Annotated in this window: 14 protein-coding genes; 9 read left to right on the top strand and 5 right to left on the bottom strand. The window is 65.2% G+C overall.

The window, feature by feature from the left end:
- Positions 1-148 precede the first annotated feature (148 nt).
- The 6 genes from HTUR_RS14295 to HTUR_RS14320 all read left to right on the top strand — a co-directional run bounded on the left by HTUR_RS14295 (position 149) and on the right by HTUR_RS14320 (position 5,772).
- Entirely contained in the window at positions 149-544 is a 396-nt protein-coding gene (locus HTUR_RS14295; protein ID WP_012944031.1) for a universal stress protein, read from the top strand.
- Between the two features lie 146 nt (positions 545-690).
- On the top strand, positions 691-1,287 hold the full coding sequence (locus HTUR_RS14300) for a GNAT family N-acetyltransferase (protein WP_012944032.1): 597 nt from the start codon (positions 691-693) through the stop codon (positions 1,285-1,287).
- 189 nt (positions 1,288-1,476) lie between these two features.
- A complete protein-coding gene (paaK, locus tag HTUR_RS14305) occupies positions 1,477-2,763 on the top strand; it encodes a phenylacetate--CoA ligase PaaK (protein WP_012944033.1) in 1,287 nt (428 codons plus the stop codon).
- Positions 2,764-3,009: 246 nt separating this feature from the next.
- The gene (locus tag HTUR_RS14310) at positions 3,010-3,468 is read left to right on the top strand and encodes a MaoC family dehydratase (protein ID WP_012944034.1); all 459 of its coding nucleotides are present in this window, start codon (positions 3,010-3,012) and stop codon (positions 3,466-3,468) included.
- A gap of 888 nt (positions 3,469-4,356) precedes the next feature.
- Positions 4,357-5,208 carry an alpha/beta fold hydrolase gene (locus tag HTUR_RS14315; protein ID WP_012944035.1) on the top strand — a complete coding sequence of 284 codons (852 nt, stop codon included), beginning with the start codon at positions 4,357-4,359 and terminating at the stop codon, positions 5,206-5,208.
- A 39-nt stretch (positions 5,209-5,247) separates the two neighbouring features.
- Entirely contained in the window at positions 5,248-5,772 is a 525-nt protein-coding gene (locus HTUR_RS14320; protein WP_012944036.1) for an Lrp/AsnC family transcriptional regulator, read from the top strand.
- 137 nt (positions 5,773-5,909) lie between these two features.
- Here the strand turns inward: HTUR_RS14320 and HTUR_RS14325 are convergent, their stop codons facing one another.
- The 5 genes from HTUR_RS14325 to HTUR_RS14345 form a co-directional block, all read right to left on the bottom strand.
- Positions 5,910-6,455, bottom strand: a complete 546-nt coding sequence (locus tag HTUR_RS14325) for a PaaI family thioesterase (protein ID WP_012944037.1) — start codon at positions 6,453-6,455, stop codon at positions 5,910-5,912.
- Between the two features lie 4 nt (positions 6,456-6,459).
- Entirely contained in the window at positions 6,460-8,412 is a 1,953-nt protein-coding gene (locus HTUR_RS14330) for a 3-hydroxyacyl-CoA dehydrogenase/enoyl-CoA hydratase family protein (protein WP_012944038.1), read from the bottom strand.
- A gap of 764 nt (positions 8,413-9,176) precedes the next feature.
- Complete coding sequence (locus tag HTUR_RS14335; RefSeq protein ID WP_012944039.1) at positions 9,177-10,238, bottom strand: phosphotransferase family protein; 1,062 nt, start codon at positions 10,236-10,238, stop codon at positions 9,177-9,179.
- 230 nt (positions 10,239-10,468) lie between these two features.
- Positions 10,469-11,185, bottom strand: a complete 717-nt coding sequence (locus HTUR_RS14340) for an HAD family hydrolase (RefSeq protein WP_012944040.1) — start codon at positions 11,183-11,185, stop codon at positions 10,469-10,471.
- Positions 11,182-12,477 carry a lactate 2-monooxygenase gene (locus tag HTUR_RS14345; protein ID WP_012944041.1) on the bottom strand — a complete coding sequence of 432 codons (1,296 nt, stop codon included), beginning with the start codon at positions 12,475-12,477 and terminating at the stop codon, positions 11,182-11,184. The genes HTUR_RS14340 and HTUR_RS14345 overlap by 4 nt, the downstream gene beginning before the upstream one ends.
- A gap of 214 nt (positions 12,478-12,691) precedes the next feature.
- Between HTUR_RS14345 and HTUR_RS14350 the strand changes: the two genes are divergently transcribed.
- The 3 genes from HTUR_RS14350 to HTUR_RS14360 all read left to right on the top strand — a co-directional run bounded on the left by HTUR_RS14350 (position 12,692) and on the right by HTUR_RS14360 (position 16,289).
- Positions 12,692-13,468, top strand: a complete 777-nt coding sequence (locus HTUR_RS14350; protein ID WP_012944042.1) for an SDR family NAD(P)-dependent oxidoreductase — start codon at positions 12,692-12,694, stop codon at positions 13,466-13,468.
- Between the two features lie 124 nt (positions 13,469-13,592).
- Positions 13,593-15,140 (top strand): sensor histidine kinase, encoded by a 1,548-nt coding sequence (locus HTUR_RS14355; RefSeq protein WP_081443501.1) that lies wholly within the window; start codon positions 13,593-13,595, stop codon positions 15,138-15,140.
- A gap of 147 nt (positions 15,141-15,287) precedes the next feature.
- Positions 15,288-16,289, top strand: coding sequence for a TIGR04024 family LLM class F420-dependent oxidoreductase (locus HTUR_RS14360; RefSeq protein ID WP_012944044.1), 1,002 nt, complete (start codon positions 15,288-15,290; stop codon positions 16,287-16,289).
- Positions 16,290-16,333 lie beyond the last annotated feature (44 nt).

Genomic DNA, 16,333 nt, shown 5'->3' on the forward strand with positions numbered 1-16,333 from the left:
GTCCCCGATGTCCGGAGACTATCCTCGACGCCCGGCGGTTCCGTTCTCGGTCACAACCGGAGAACGGACGACTGAGGTGTCCGCTCGGACGACTCGATGCGCGGGAACGAACCGGAAGATTATGTGTATTGGTATCTATTCTCAAGATATGTTTCGGATACTGGTGGGACTCGATACCGACGAAAATCGCGCGCGAGCGCAGGCGTCGATGATCGAATCGCTCCCCGGTTCGACCGACGAGATCACGGCCGTTCTCGCGCACGTGTTCCAGGAGAACCCCGAGGGGCGATCGGTCCAGCAACTCGCCGGCGTCCGCCAGGTCGCTACGGCCTTCGACGAGAGCGGCGTCGACTACGAGTACTACGAGACGAGCGGTGACCCGGTGTCGGAGCTCATCGCGGCGGCCGACGAGATGGACGTCGACATGATCTGTCTCGCCGGCCGGAAACGGACGCCGACGGGGAAGGTGCTCTTCGGGAGCGTGACCCAGTCGGTCATCCTCGGAACCGACAGGCCCGTCGTCACCGTCAGCCCCGAGGAGTGACCCGCCGATCGTCGTCCGACCCGCAACGGCGAACGGGAATGGTGGCTCGAGGAGATCCCCCACTCTCCCGGCGCGGGATAACTACCGCAAATATACGGGGTGTGGTATTGTGGGTCTAGGGTGCCTCGGTTTCGGACGCGAACGTCATGTCGACCAACGCCTGCTCCGCCTGGAACCCCGAACGCTGTACCGGGACGACCGACTGCCCGCCGCGCTGCCCGCGGTTTATCGACGGGCACGGCGACCCCGTCCTCGTCGTTCCGTATTCGGCGTCTCGATTCAGCGACCTCGTCTCGATGTACGTCGACTACCCCGATCGCCACCGGTCGATGGGACTCCCGCCGGCGACCCGCGATCGGATCGAAGGCTGTCTCGAGGAACTGATCGAGCGCGGAGCCAACGTCATCGCCGCGTCGGAGGGACGAATTGTCGGTCACGCGGCGTACGCGCCGCGCTCGAGCCGGGAGCCGCAGTTCGTCGTGTTCGTCGATCCGAGTTATCACGACCGCGGCATCGGGAGCGAACTCTGTCGACACGTCGTCGCCCGCGCCGCCGACGCCGGCCACGAGGCGCTCGTACTCGACGTCGATGCGGCGAACGAACGCGCCGTCCACGTCTACCGCCGGATGGGGTTCGAGACGGTCGATCGGAACGGGAACGAGCTCCGAATGCGACTGTCGTTCGACGAGCCCATCGTCGAGACGGTCCGGTTGCCGCCCGCGGAGCGTCCGGTGCGTCCGTAGCGGCGCGGTTCGGTCTGGTGGCAATGTGCGGTGGGTTCGACGAGCGTCGCGACGGGGATCGAGCGACTGACCCGTTCGCCGCCCGAGGTGGGTCTCGGTCGACCCCGTCCTGTCAATTCTGTTGTCTCTCAGTGGCATGTGTACTCACCACATGATTTTTATCGGGGGACTCCGGATTGTTGAGTGAGGATGAGTTATAAGCAGATAGAGACAGCGCCTCGGTCGGAGATCCGGGCGCTGCAAAACGAACGGCTCCGCGAAACGGTTCGCCACGCCTACGAGAACGTCGACTACTACCGCCGGGAACTCGACGCCGCGGGCATCGCGCCGGAGGACGTACGGACGGTCGACGATATCCAGAAGCTTCCGTTCACGACGAAAGAGGACTTCCGCGACGAGTATCCCGACGGTCTCTTCGCCGTCGACGACGCCGATATCCGACGCATCCACGCCTCCTCGGGCACGACGGGCAAACCGAAGATCGTCTCCTATACCGAGGACGATCTGGACGTGTGGAGCGAAGTCGTCGCCCGGTGTCTCGCCGCCTCCGGCGTCGAACCGGGGGAGACGGTCCAGAACGGCTACGGCTACGGCCTGTTCACGGGAGGGCTCGGCCTCCACTACGGGATCGAAGAACTCGGCGCGACGGTCATCCCGATCGGCGGCGGGCAGACCCAGCGACAGGTGGAGCTGTTACAGGACTTAGAGAGCGACGTCCTCACCTGCACCCCGTCGTACTCGCTGTACCTCGCGGAGACGGCCGAGGAGATGGGCGTCGACGTCAGCGAGCTGCCGGTGTCGACGGTGGTCTTCGGGGCGGAACCCTGTACGGATCCGATGCGCGAGGAGATCGAAGAGCGCCTCGACGTCACGGGGATCGACATCTACGGACTGTCCGAGATCATCGGTCCCGGCGTCTCCAACGAGTGTCACGAAGCGCAGGAGGGGCTGCACATCTGGGAGGACCACTTCTATCCCGAAGTGGTCGACCCGGACACGGGAGAACCCCTGCCGGAGGGCGAGGAGGGCGAACTCGTGTTGACGACGCTCACGAAGGAGGCCCTGCCCGTGCTCCGCTACCGTACCGGCGACCTCACTACGCTCACGACCGAGAAGTGTGCGTGCGGCCGCACGATGGTCCGAATGGACAACGTCACCGGTCGCGCCGACGACCTCATCATCGTTCGCGGCGTCAACCTCTATCCCAGCGAGATCGAGGGCGTCGTCCTCGAGTTCGACGCAGTTGCGCCCTACTACCGCATCGACCTCGATCGCGAGGACAACCTCGACACCCTCGAGCTCACGATCGAACTGGCCGACGACTTCGACGGCGACGTCGCGGAGCTTCGAGACCGAATCCTCACCCGGTTATCGAACGTCCTCTCGTTTACGCCGGACGAACTGAACGTCGTCGAACCGGGTAGCATTGAGCGCACGAAGGTCGGCAAAGTGAAACGCGTCTACGACCACCGATAGCCCCTTCGGGACGTCGCGTCGAGTCGCACCGTCGATCGGACACAGGTGGAAGTCGACCGGCCCGCGTCGGACCCGACGCCGACAGCGTCGACCGACTGTAGTGATATCTCCGCGGCGTACAGGCGCTCCGGCAGCGGAGTCGTCGATTCGAGCAGCGTCGACCGCGGGCTCGCATCGATTCTCGGTCGCGTCTCCGGTTCCCGTCACTGAGGTAAATTATTTGTGTCATGAGAGGGATGGTCACGTATGGCATACAGCTACGAGCCGCATCACTTCGAAGACTTCGAACCTGGCCAGGAGTTCGAGAGCGTCGGCCGGACCGTCACGGAATCCGATTTCGTCATGCACTCGGCGCTGGCCGGTGACTGGACCGAACTGCACACGAACAAGGAGTACGCGGAGGACGGACCCTTCGACGGCCGGATCGCCCACGGGCCGATGACGTTCGTCCAGGCGACGGGCTTCGTCTACCGCACCGGGATCGTCGAGCGCACGGCGTACGCTTTCCTCGGTATGAACTACATGGATCTCCCGAACCCGGTCTACATCGGAGACACGCTCTCGCTCGAGATAGAGGTCAGCGAGAAGAAGGACATCGAACACGACGACGCCGGAATCGTCGTCCTCGACACCGAGATGACGAACCAGGACGACACCGTCGTGTTTCAGGGCGACATGAAGTTCCTCATCAAACGGAAGGAATAGCGCGCAGAACGCGGCGTCGCTGACGGAGGCCGTCGGTGCGGACCCGTTCGTCGGAGTCACATCCGTATCGATCCGGCCATCGGAACTGCCCGCTCACAGTCGGCGTCGCCTCGGTCCGATACTCGGCGGCGACCGGGCGATGCGAGAGCGATAGCTACCGACCGCAGCGCTCGAGGGCTGGTCCCGAACCGTCCGGCGCTCGCTTTCCAGTGATTCGTCGCCGACGTTCCGTCGTTACCGGCGTCCGATCGCGTCTCCGAAACCGCACGCGACCACCGTCTCGACTCCGACACGAGCACGGTCATTCGGCAGCAGTTGTATCATATATAGAATATAGCGATCTATCTAGTATTTAGTTCGGAATGAACTCGAGAGAACCGACCTTACTTCGCCGTACACACCGAGCAGCGATCCGCGATAAGAGACTTCGATCGCGTGCTCGTATACCGGTGGTAAACGGGGTAGAAGTGCCGGTATCGTAGTGGTCGCGCCTTCGAGACCATAACCGTATTGCAGTCGGCGATCCGTCTCTCTATCTCCGCCTATTTCGCCTTATACGCCGCGTAGTGCGCCTGAATACCCAAACTATCGATCCTAGCTCTTACGAGTGGAGATCTGCTATCGTTCCGTCGAGTTCAATTCGACCATTACCCGACACCAGATATGATATAATTACGATGGTTACTCTGTCTTACCATCTATAATACTATTCTTGTGGCCACGATGGACAGTAGTTCTCATACGTTCGCCGGTCGGCGGTCCGAAGCTGGGGTCCCAAACTAACTTTACAATGGAAACCAAATCGAGTGTATGGCACGATCGGAGGTACGAACGATTTCGGACGGCCAGCCCGCGTCGACGCTCGCAACCGAGGGCGGAGGTGGCTAGATGGTCGACCACGAGACCTGGGGCGACGAACAGGCGACGACCACCGTCACGGTCGATGGCCACGACCTCGAGGTCGCCTACCACGAGGACGGCCCGAGCGCGGGCGGTGCGGGCGACGAGCCGCCGGTCGTCTTCCTCCACGGAATCCCGACCTGGTCGTTCCTCTGGCGCGATATCGTTCCGGCGGTCGCCAAGGAGCGCCGGACGATCGCGCCGGATCTGGTCGGCTACGGGAACTCCGCGATGCAAGACGGCTTCGACCGCTCGATCCGCGCTCAGGAGGTGATGCTCGAGGGACTGCTCGAGGACCTCGATATCGACCGAGTCGTCCTCGTCGCCCACGATATCGGCGGCGGGGTCGCCCTGCGCTTTGCCGCGCACAACCCGGACGCCGTCGAGCAGCTCGTGCTCTCGAACGCCGTCTGTTACGACTCCTGGCCCGTCGAGTTCGTCTCGGAGCTCGGACTGCCGTCGACTGCCGACAGAGAGCGCGAGGAACTCGAGGCCCGCCTCGAGTCGGCGTTCGTCGACGGTGCCTACGGCGAGGCCGATCCCGAGTTCGTCGAGGGAATGAAGACGCCGTGGCTGACCGACGAGGGCCACCTGTCGCTGGTTCGCGACGCCGTCGCGACGAACACGAACCACACGACCGAGATCGACTACGGCGCGATCGAGGCCGAGACGCTGTTGCTGTGGGGCGAAGACGACGTCATGCAGCCCTACGACTACGCCGAGCGGTTGGCCGAAGATATCGACGACGCCGCGCTCGCACCGGTGTCGGACGCCTATCACTGGGTTCCCGAGGACCGGTCGGACGCCTACGGCGACCGCCTGCTCGACTTTCTGAAATGAATGGACACATAACGCTAGCGTATAAAACAGACCAACTATATGACTGACGACGACCAACCGAACTGGGATTTCAAGGACCGCGACATCGCGATCCTCTGTGAGCTCTCGAAGGACCCGCAGCTCTCCTCGCGGGAACTGACGAGCGTGCTCAAGGCCGAGTACGACATCGACGTCTCGCACGTCACCGTCAGCGAGTCGATCCGACGGATGCGCGACGAGGGCGTGTTCAGGGAGGCGATCATCCCCAACGAGGAGTACTACACCTTCGCGCTGTTCGAGTTCAAGTTCAACACCGAGCACTTCGAGGATGGCTGGCGCGACGCGATGGAGTACATTCAGGACAGCAAGCACACGCTGTTTTACTTCCTCTCCGACGGGGAATACCAGTGGAAGACCGTCATGATGTTCCGAAGCTCAGAGCAGATCTCGAAGTGGATCCACAACTGCTACAAGGAACACGGCGACGTCATCGCGAACATCCGGAACTCCTCGGTCCACAACGTGCTCAAGTTCCGGACCGATCCGCAGATCTACGAGGACTTGCGCAGCGATCAGACCGAGTAAAACGGTTCTGGTCCCGTCTTTCGTCGACTATACATCGATTAGCGGACGCCGAGCCGGTCGCACGCCAGTCGGTGACCACCGGAGGCCAACAGCCGCCGGCCGATCGGCGACCGCCGCGGATCAGCGACCGCCGCGGATCAGCGACCGCCCGCGCTATCGGCGCCGCCGCTCCGGAACAGTCGGTAAGTCGTCCGGCCGACGGCCGCCTCGCCGTCGGCGCCGGTGACCGAGACCTGCGTGACGCCGGAGGTCTTGCCCGCGCGAACGACCTCCGCCTCGGCCCGGAGGTCGCCCGTCGCCGGCCGGAGGTAGGAGACGTTGAGGTCGGTCGTCGTCAGCCCGGCCCCGCTCGGGTCGTCGAACGTCGAGCGAAGCGCGAACGCGCTGGCGGTGTCGATCAGCGTGGCGACGATGCCGCCGTGGATCGGGTCGTAGCCGTCCGAACCGACCGGGTTCTCGAACTCCTCGTCGTGGTCGATGGCGAGGACTGCACGACCCTCCTCGAGGGATTCGACGCGGACGTCGAGCCACGAGAGGTAGCCGTGGCTGTCGACGAACGACTGCCACTCGGGCCAGCCGGTGGCGTCGTCCGTATCGGGGACATCGGCAGTGACGGTCGTCTCCCCTGTCTCGGGCGCATCGGTGGCGTCGTCCGCGTCCGTCAGGTCCTCGGAGTCCTGCATCTCGTTACTCGCCCTCGAATTCGGGTTCGCGGTCCTCGGCGAAGGCCGTCGTGCCCTCGAGCACGTCGTCGGTGCTGGACAGCAGGCCGAAGCCCTGGCTCTCCATCGTGAGGGCGGCCTCCATGCTCGCGTCCTGGCCTTCGTTCATGACCTTCTTGGCGACCTCGAGGCCGATCGGCGGCCCGTTGCGGAGGTCGTCGACGAACTCCGCGACGGTGTCGTCGAAGTCGTCGCGCTCGACCGAGCGGTTGATCAGTCCCCACTCCTCGGCGCGGTCGGCGTCGATGTGGTTGCCGCGGAAGACCAGTTCCTTCGCGCGGGTCTCGCCGAGCACGCGGAGGAGCCGTTGGGTGCCGCCGCCGCCGGGGATCAGCCCGAGGGTGATTTCGGGGGCGCCGAACGCGGAGCGCTCGGTCGCGACGCGCAGATCGCAGGCGAGCGCGAGTTCGAGGCCGGCGCCGAGACAGAAGCCGTCGATCTTCGCGAGGACGGGACGGGGGAAATCGTTGACCGTCTCGAACGCGGGAGTGACGTCCATCAGGTCCGTCGGCTCGGCGTCGCTGAATTCGGAGATGTCGGCGCCGGCACTGAACGCGCGGTCGCCCGCGCCTTCGATGGTCGCACACCGAACCTCGTCGGCGTCGATCGACGAGAACAGGTCGTCGATCTCCGCGAGCAGGTCACCCGAGAGGGCGTTCATCCGCGAGGGGCGGTCGAGTTCCACCTGCAGGACGCCGTCCTCGAGTTCGTAATTCAGGTCGTGGTAGGGACCGAGTTCGTCGTCGCCGTAGTCGTAGAAGCCCGCGCCAGCGTCCTCGCCGGTCTTCCCCTCCGTGACCAGTTCCTCGAGGTACGGGTGGGGCTCGAACCGGTCCGAGCCGGTCTCCTCGTAGAGGGTCCCGAGTTTCTCGAGGACCGTATCGAGGCCGAGCTTGTCGGCGCGCCGGCAGATACCCTCGGGGAAGCCCAGCCCGAGCTGGACGCCGGTGTCGACCTCCTCGGGAGTGGCGACGTCCTCGCCGACGAGGAAGGCGGCGCGGTTGATCATCCGGGCCTCGACGCGGAGCCAGTCGAAGTCGTCCGCGTCTTCGGGCTCGTAGTCGGCGCCGTCGCCCTCCTCGTAGTCGTAGTAGCCCGTCCCGGTCTTCTGGCCGAGGTCTCCGGCCTCGACCTTCTCCTCCGTGATCGGCGGAATCGGGCTGCCACCCTCCTTGCGGACGTGGTAGCCGACGTCGATGCCGGTCAGGTCGGCGAGTTCGAACGGCCCCATCGGGTAGCCCCGCTCGTGGACCATCGTCGCGTCAGCCTGCCGAATCGTCGCCTCGCCGTTCGAGACCATGAACGCGGGCTCGCCGCCGAAGGGGCCGACGATGGTGTTGACGACGAAGCCGCGGACGTCCTTACGGACGTAGATCGGCGTCTTGCCGATCGACTCGACCCACTCGTAGCCCGCTTCGGCCGTCTCGTCGCTGGTGTCCTGCCCGTAGATGACCTCCACGAGGTCCATCTTCACCGGCGGGTTGAAGAAGTGCAGCCCGAGCACGCGTTCGGGCGTGTCGACGGCCTCCGCGATATCTGTGATCGGCAGACTCGAGGTGTTCGTCGCCAGCAGGGTGTCCTCGCTGGTATACGCCTCGAGGTCGGAGAAGATGTCGTGTTTCAGTTCGAGGTCCTCCGGCGCGGCCTCGATGACGAGGTCGGCGTCCGCGACGGCGGCTTCGAGATCCGTCGTCGTGTCGATCCGCTCGAGGACCGCCTCGGCCGACTCGTCGATCAGCTCCTTCTCCTCGAGTTTCTGCAGACTCCACTCGATGGACTCGTAGCCGTCCTCAACGAACTCGTCTTTGATGTCCCGCATCGTGACGTCGTAGCCGGCCATCGCGGTCACTTCGGTGATTCCGTGTCCCATGTTCCCCGCGCCCAGCACAGCGACGCGGTCGATGCTGTCGAGTGACATGGTCGTCCTGTCGCTCGGAATCGTCTTAATACCACCGACACTTGCTTAGCAATGTTAACTGCGTTGTCTACGGTTGTAAAGCGCGTTCGTCGATTCCGGTTTTCGGTGAACTTCGGTAACGTTGACTCGAGTTTTGTTCTGCGAAACGTGACTGCGCGGTACGGTGGTCGAGTGAGTCGGTACCGGTAGACGGCGCTCGGTTCTCGAGCCTCGAGTTCTGCGACACGCTTCGAAACTAAACCACGCGGACGGACTCCGTCGCACTCCGGACTGCCGAACTCACGTGCGGCGGCGCGCGCTGTCGTGTGCTCGAATGATAGTGAGAACACATCGACGATATCGTGCGAGGGATGAGCGGGTAAACGCAGTGCGCGAGCGAATCGGCTGGGGAGGGCGTGGCGATTCCCTGTTGCCAGCGTGTGCAGAACACTCGAATGCCGTCTGCTACGAACCGAATCCGGCGGTTCCTTCCACCTCGCTGTACTCTGGCAACGGGGGCTTCCACGTCCTCCCTAGCCGACTTCTGCTCGCGGGCCGTGCGCGGCGCGCAGCGCCGCGAACTCGAGGCGGTGAAACCGCCTCGTACGGCCCGCTCGCACGGTTCGCGGAACCTCCGGTTCCGCGCTAACGCTCACTCACGCTGTTCGTTCGCACATCCCTCGCGATATTCGAACCGCGACTCCGTCGCGGTTCAGCGCGCCAGCAGCGTTCACTGCTGCGGCTGACCAACTCTCCACTGTAATCCAGCGGGAAGCGATCGCCGATTACAGCGGTTCGTCGCCCTCGAGGATCCGCTTTGCGCGCGCGGCCAGTGCCGGGACGCGGTCTTCCATCTTCGGGTACAGCGGGTTGTCCGCGTTGCCCTCGAGATGCCGGCGGAAGAACATCTCGCCGAGGCCGGCCAGTTTATAGACCGCCAACGTCCGGTAGAACCGCTCGTGTTCGAACTCGAGGCCGGTGAGTTCCTCCCAGCGGTCGACGAGTTCGATGCGGGTCGGGTAGCCCTCGCGTTCCATAAACCGCGTGACCAGTTCCGGAATCTCGGGGGCGGGATCCTTCGGATCGCGCCAGTAGGAGAGCATCCAGCCCAGATCGGCCCGCGGGTCGCCCAGCGTCGCCATCTCCCAGTCGAAGACGGCGTTGAGTTCCGGCGGCGTGCCGGGGGCGAACATCACGTTATCGAGCTTGTAATCGCCGTGGACCAGCGAGTGCGGGTGGTCCTCGGGGACGTTTGACTCGAGCCAGTCGCCGACCTCGTAGAGGACGGGCACCTCGCGCTCGTCCTCGGTGACCTCGAACGCCCACGAGAGCTGTTTGCCCCAGCGGTCGACCTGCCGTTGGGTGTAGCCCGTGGGACGGCCGAACTCGCCGAGGCCGAGTTCCTCGTAGTCCAGCCGGTGGATCTTCGCCAGCGTGTCGACGAGTTCCTCGCCGGTCCGCCGGCGGTGGGCGGGGTCGGCGAACCGCTCCGGTTCGTCCTCCCGGAGGACGTCGCCCTCGAGGCGTTCCATCACGTAGAAGTCGCTGCCGATGACGGCGTGGTCGTCGCAGGCCACCTTCGTCTCGGGGACAGGGACGTCGGTGTCCGTCAGGGCCGACGTCACCCGATGCTCCCGGAGAACGTCGTGGGCGGTGTCGGCGGTCTCGCCCGGCGGCGGTCGCCGGATGACCAACTCCTCGCCGCCCCAAGTGACGAACAGCGTCTCGTTGGAGTGGCCCTCCTGGTGGCGCTCGATCTCGTAGCCGTCGACCTCGCCGAGGTGCTCCTCGAGGTAGGCGACTAGCGCGTCCTCGTCGACCAGCCGCTCGTAGTACTCGTCGCTCATGGCGTACTGAGGGGAGCCGATACGGTGAATTCCGTCGGATCGCGATGCGCGCTCGACATTTGTGGACAGTACTAACGCGACTCTCCTTTACGAAAATAGTTTCGCTGGAAATTCTTTCTTACAATGTTCATACGATACGAGTTATCAATCCACGTGGCTACGACGGTCAGAAGTGATTCAGTCGCCGTCGCGGTTCCCAAATTTATGGCCGATGCCGAGTCGGCCCGCGTTCACGTCCCATCGACGATCTCGAGCACCTCCGCGGGCGATTCGATCCGGTAGGAGACGGCCGGGCCGTCCTCGGCGCCGAAGGCGACACCGCGGATTCCCATCTCGTCAGCGCCCTTCACGTCGTGGTCGTACCGGTCGCCGATCATCAGCGATCGTTCGGGGGCGACGCCGGCCTTCGCGAGCGCCGTCTCGAAGATTTCGGGATCGGGCTTGGTCCGGCCGACCTCCTCCGACGTGGTGATCGAATCGAACCGTTCGCGGACGCCAAACTGCTCGAGCATCTCCTTTCCCGCCTCGTCGTCGACGTCGCTGATGACGCCGACGTGGATCTCGCGGTCGGCGAGTTTCGCGATGGTCTCCGGAGCGCCCGGGACTGGTTCGATCGACGAGTTGACGATTTCCTCGAAGTCGGGTTCCCATCGCTCTCGCGGGAGTTTCTCGCCGACGAGGGCCTCGACGCCCGCCGCGTACCCCTCGCGGGCCGAGCGAAACTCGGTGCCATCGCGCTCGCGGAAGTAGTCGCCGACGGCCGTCCGCCAGACGTCGACGGCTTCCTCGACGCTCATCTCGAGGCCGTGCTCCTCGACCAGCCCCTCGACGAACGCCGCGTGGGCGCCCTGGACGGACTCGAGATCGAGGATGACGCCGCCGATGTCCCAGAAGACGGCCTCCCAGTCGGCGGATTCGTCGTCGATCGTGCGCTCATCGGCGCTCATCGCTCCGCCCTCCAAAGGTTCGAGCGGTCGACGTCGTCGATACTCGCACAGCCCGAGAGCCCCACCGTCAGGTCGACGTCGGCCAGCAGGTTCTCGAGAACCGCGCGCACACCGTCCTCGCCGCCGATTCCGAGACCGAGCGCGTAGGGTCGGCCCAGCAGGACCGCATCGGCGCCGAGCGCGACCGCGCGGAAGACGTCGCTCCCGCGGCGGATCCCGCTGTCGAAGAGGACGGGGAACTCCTCGTCGGCCGCCGTGGTGTCGTCGACCGCGTCGACCACGTCAGGTAGCGCGTCGAGGGCCGGTATCGCGCCGTCGACCTGTCGGCCGCCGTGATTCGAGACGATCAGACCGTCCACACCGCGGTCGACCGCCTCGCGGGCGTCGTCGGGGTGGAGCACGCCCTTGAGAACGATCGGCAGGTCGGTCTGTTCGTCGAGCCAGTCGAGGTCCTCCCACGTCAGCGAGGCGTCGCCGAAACACTCCTTCCAGGAGCGGATCGCCGAGACGGGGTCGTCCTCGGGATCGGCCTCGAGCCGGGCTCGAAACGCGGGATCCGCGAAGTAGTTCTGTAGGCCCTGGGTCTCGAGGAAGGGGAGATAGCCGAGTTCGATGTCGCGCTCGCGCCAGCCCATCTTCGGCGTGTCGAGGGTGACGACGACGGCCTCGTAGCCCGCGTCTTCGGCGCGCTCGAGGAAGCTGGCGGCGACGTCCCGGTCGGCGCTCCAGTAGAGCTGGAACCAGCCCGGACTGTCGCCCAGCTCGTCCGCGACGTCCTCGAACGTGTACGAGGAGACCGAACTCAGGACCATCGGAATCCCGAACTCGCGGGCCGCGCGGGCGACGGCCAGTTCGGCCTCCTCGTGGAGGATCTCCTGGACGCCGATCGGCGCGAGCAGGACGGGCGCGGGGTACTCGGTTCCGAAGAGGTCGACCGAGAGGTCTCGGTCCGAGACGTCGCGCAGCATTCGAGGAACGATCTGCCACGTCTCGAAGGCGCGATCGTTCGCCCGGACCGTCGATTCGGAGCCGGCGCCGCCGACGACGTAGGCGAACGCCTCCTCGCTGAGCTCCTCGCGAGCGCGTTCGACGAGATCCTCGTAGGAAACGGGGAACTCGGGCGGTTCGTCCTCGAGCATCCCGCGGCTGTAGACCGCCTGCTGTCGGTTCGGTCCGTACCGCGGTACGTCGTCCGGCGTCTCGTCTATCGGTGCGTCGTTCGGGGCCTCGTTCGTCGGCGCGTCGTCCGGGACCTCGTCCGCTGGATCGTTCCGTGAGGTATCATCTGTCATATCTGTGAGGTTTGCGAGCCGTCGCCGTCGATCTCCGCATCCGACCCGCCGCCGTCGATCTCCGCATCCGACCCGCCGCTGTCTGTATATCCGTGACACCGATTGCCATTCACTTAACGGTACGGTATCTATACCCAACTTTATTAACAAACTCTGCGTATGCCCTGGTGGAGCTAACAATGGAAGAGAAACAGCGAGTTACGGGTGGTCGCGTATGAGTACCGATCAGTTCAGCGTCGACGGCGACGTCGCCATCGTCACGGGTTCCTCGAGCGGCATCGGGCGGGGTATCGCCGAGCGGTTCGCCGCGGACGGCGTCGACGTCGTCGTCTGTTCGCGCGAACAGGAGAACGTCGATCCCGTCGCCGAGGAGATCAACGAGAGCGAACGTCCCGGTGAGGCGCTGGCCGTCGAGTGCGACGTGACCGACCGCGACGCCGTCGAGGCGCTGGTCGAGGCGACCGTCGAGGAGTTCGGCGGGCTGGACGTGCTGGTCAACAACGCCGGCGCGTCGTTCATGGCCGACTTCGACGACATCTCGCCGAACGGCTGGGAGACGATCATCGACATCAACGTCAACGGCACCTACCACTGCACCCACGCCGCCGCGGAGCACTTAAAAGACGACGGCGGCTGCGTGATCAACCTGGCCAGCGTCGCCGGCCAGCGGGGGTCGCCGATGATGAGCCCCTACGGCGCCGCCAAGGCCGCGGTCATCAACCTCACGACGACGCTCTCCTACGAGTGGGCCGACGACGACGTCCGCGTCAACTGCATCGCCCCCGGCTTCGTCGCCACGCCGGGCGTCGAGAGCCAGATGGGCGTCTCCGCCGACAACATCGACCGCGAGGAGGTCGCCCGCCGCATCGGCACCGTCGAGGAGATCGCCGACCTCACGCAGTTCCTCGCCAGTCCGGCCTCGTCGTACATCATCGGCGAGACGATCACGGCCCAGGGCGTCCCGCAGATCAGCGAAGAGACCGACTTCTAGGACGTCGCTTCCGTTCGATTGACTTCGCCCCCTCGCGGCCGGCGGACGGAGACGCCGTCACGCCCTATTGGAAACGGCTGCACCGATCCAAACATTCACAACTCGATGGATGGCAACGGACGATATGTCCCCGTGGAGGCGTTTCGCGACCGCGAACGGAATCCGCTCCATCTCGGCCCTCGGCGGACTGTTCGTCCTCGTGGGAGCAGTTCAGGTGAGCGAGGACGTGTTGGCGGATAGCTCCGTCAGGGAAGCGCTCGCCGATTTCGTTCTCTTCGCCGGACCGGCCGTCGTCCTCCTCTACGGGGGGTATCGGATACGACGAAGCGATCTCCCGCCCGATCGGTATCCGCGTATCGCCGGCTGGTGTTTCGGTGGTCTGGTACTGCTGCTCGGCGTCACCGGCCTGCTCGCGCTCAATCCCGAGGCCACCCTCGGAGACCCGATACGGGAGATCGGTCTGCAGACGGCGGTCGGTAGTATCGCCGGTCTGGGAGTCGGTGTGATGGAAGCACGGGCTCTCACGCGCGCGGCAGAAGCCGAGCGGAGCGAGCAGGCGCTGCGCGAGGAACGGAACTTCATCGAGGAACTCGTCGAGACGGCGCCGATCGGGATCGCGACGCTCGACGGCGACGGCGCGTTCGATTTCCTCAACGATCAGATTCGGGACCTCTTCGGATACACGTCGGACGATATCGGCGGCTACGAGGAGCGCACGGACCTGTTCGATCCGATCCGGTTGGACGGGACGCCGCTCGCTCCGGAGGAGAGTCCGTCCTATCGAATCGTCGAGCACGGGGAGACCGTCCACGACGGCCCGATCGGGTTCGAACGACCCGACGGCGAGCGCGTGTGGCTACTGATCAGCGGCAAACCGTTGCAGGACGATGGGCGGCGAAAAGCCGTGCTCACCTGCACGGACGTCACCGAACGGGTGGAGTACGAACGCGACCTACAGGAATCGAACGAACGGCTGGAGCAGTTCGCCTACGCCGCCTCTCACGACCTGCAGGAACCGCTTCGGATGATCTCGAGTTACCTCCAACTGCTCGAGAACCGGTACGCCGACGAACTCGACGCCGAGGCCCGGGAGTTCATCGACTTCGCGGTGGACGGGGCCGATCGGATGCGCGGAATGATCGACGCCCTGCTCGACTACTCCCGGGTCGACAAGGAGACGGATACGTTCGAGACCGTCGAACTGGACAGCGTCCTGAGCGACGTCCGCGCGGACCTCCGGGCGAGAATCGAAGCGAGCGACGCCGAGATCGCGGTCGACTCGCTCCCGCGGGTCTACGGCGACGGAGAGCAGCTCCGACAGGTGTTCCGGAACCTGCTGGACAACGCCATCGAATACAGCGGCGAGGAGCCGCCGCGCGTACGCGTCTCGGCCGAACGGGACGAGGACGAGTGGGTGATCGCCGTCCGCGACGAGGGAATCGGAATCGATACGGAGGAACTCGACCGCGTTTTCGAGGTGTTCGAGCGCCTCCATCCCCCCGACGAGCACGACGGGACGGGCATCGGACTGGCGCTCTGCGAACGGATCGTCGAACGCCACAACGGAGAGATCTGGGCCGAGTCGGTACCGGGCGACGGTTCGACGTTTTACTTCACCGTTCCCGTCGAGGAGCGGCCGCCGAACTCCGTCGGTGAGCCGCTCACCGCGTAGCGACCGAAACCCCGTGGTTCGCTGGCGCGCTCAGTCGAGAGCGGATGACGGAACGACGACCGTCCGCCGGAGGCGATCCGTAAACGGAAGTGATCGTGCTGCCAATTCCCATACACCCAAAAGGACGGCGCTGGTCTGTGACCTACGATGACAGACCGAGACGTTCACCTGCCGGTCGCGGCCCAGCCGACCGTCGACTCGATCGTCGACTACACGCAACGCGCGGAGGAGGGCGGCTACGACTGCGCGTGGCTCCCCGAGACGTGGGGACGAGACGGCGCCACCGTCCTGACGGCGATGGCCGAACGCACCGCGGAGATCGATATCGGCTCGAGCATCCTCAACACCTACTCCCGGTCGCCGGCGCTGCTCGGCCAGACCGCGGCGACGCTCCAGGAGGTCTCCGACGGGCGGTTCCGACTCGGACTCGGCCCTAGCGGCCCCGTGGTCATCGAGAACTGGCACGGAATGGAGTACGGCAATCCGCTCCGGCGCACCCGCGAGACCGTCGAGATCGTCCGACAGGTCCTCTCGGGAGAGACCGTCGACTACGACGGCGACGACTTCCAGCTCTCGGGCTTCCGCCTGCGTTGCGAGGCTCCGGACCCCCAGCCGCCGGTCGAGGTCACTGGAATGGGACCGAAGGCCGTCGAACTCGCCGGCCGGTTCGCCGACGGCTGGCACGGGATCATGCTCACCCCCGAGGGGATGGCAGATCGCATCGAAGATATCGAACGGGGCGCCGATCTCGGCGACCGCGACCCCGACGAGGTGCAGGTCACCGCCGGCGTCACCTGCTGTGCCCTCGAGGATACCGAGCGCGCCCGCGAACTCGCCCGCCAGCACGTTGCCTTCTACGTCGGCGGGATGGGTACCTTCTATCGGGACGCCCTCGAGCGCCAGGGTTACGACGCGGCCGGGGAGATCCACGACGCCTGGCAAGCGGGCGACCGCGAGCGGGCCCTCGAACTGGTCGACGAGACCGTCCTCGAGGATCTCTGTGCCTTCGGCGATCCCGAGACCGCACGGGAGCGACTCGAGCGCTACGAGGCGGTCGACGGGATCGACGCCGTCGCGGTCAGCTTCCCGCGGGGCGCCGACGAGGACGAGATCCGGCGGACGATGGACGCGGTGGCGCCCGACGCCTGAGCGATCGCTCGTCCCCTTCGACAGCTACAAACCGCGGATCGACG

The organism is Haloterrigena turkmenica DSM 5511 (assembly GCF_000025325.1).
GTDB classification, from domain to species: domain Archaea; phylum Halobacteriota; class Halobacteria; order Halobacteriales; family Natrialbaceae; genus Haloterrigena; species Haloterrigena turkmenica.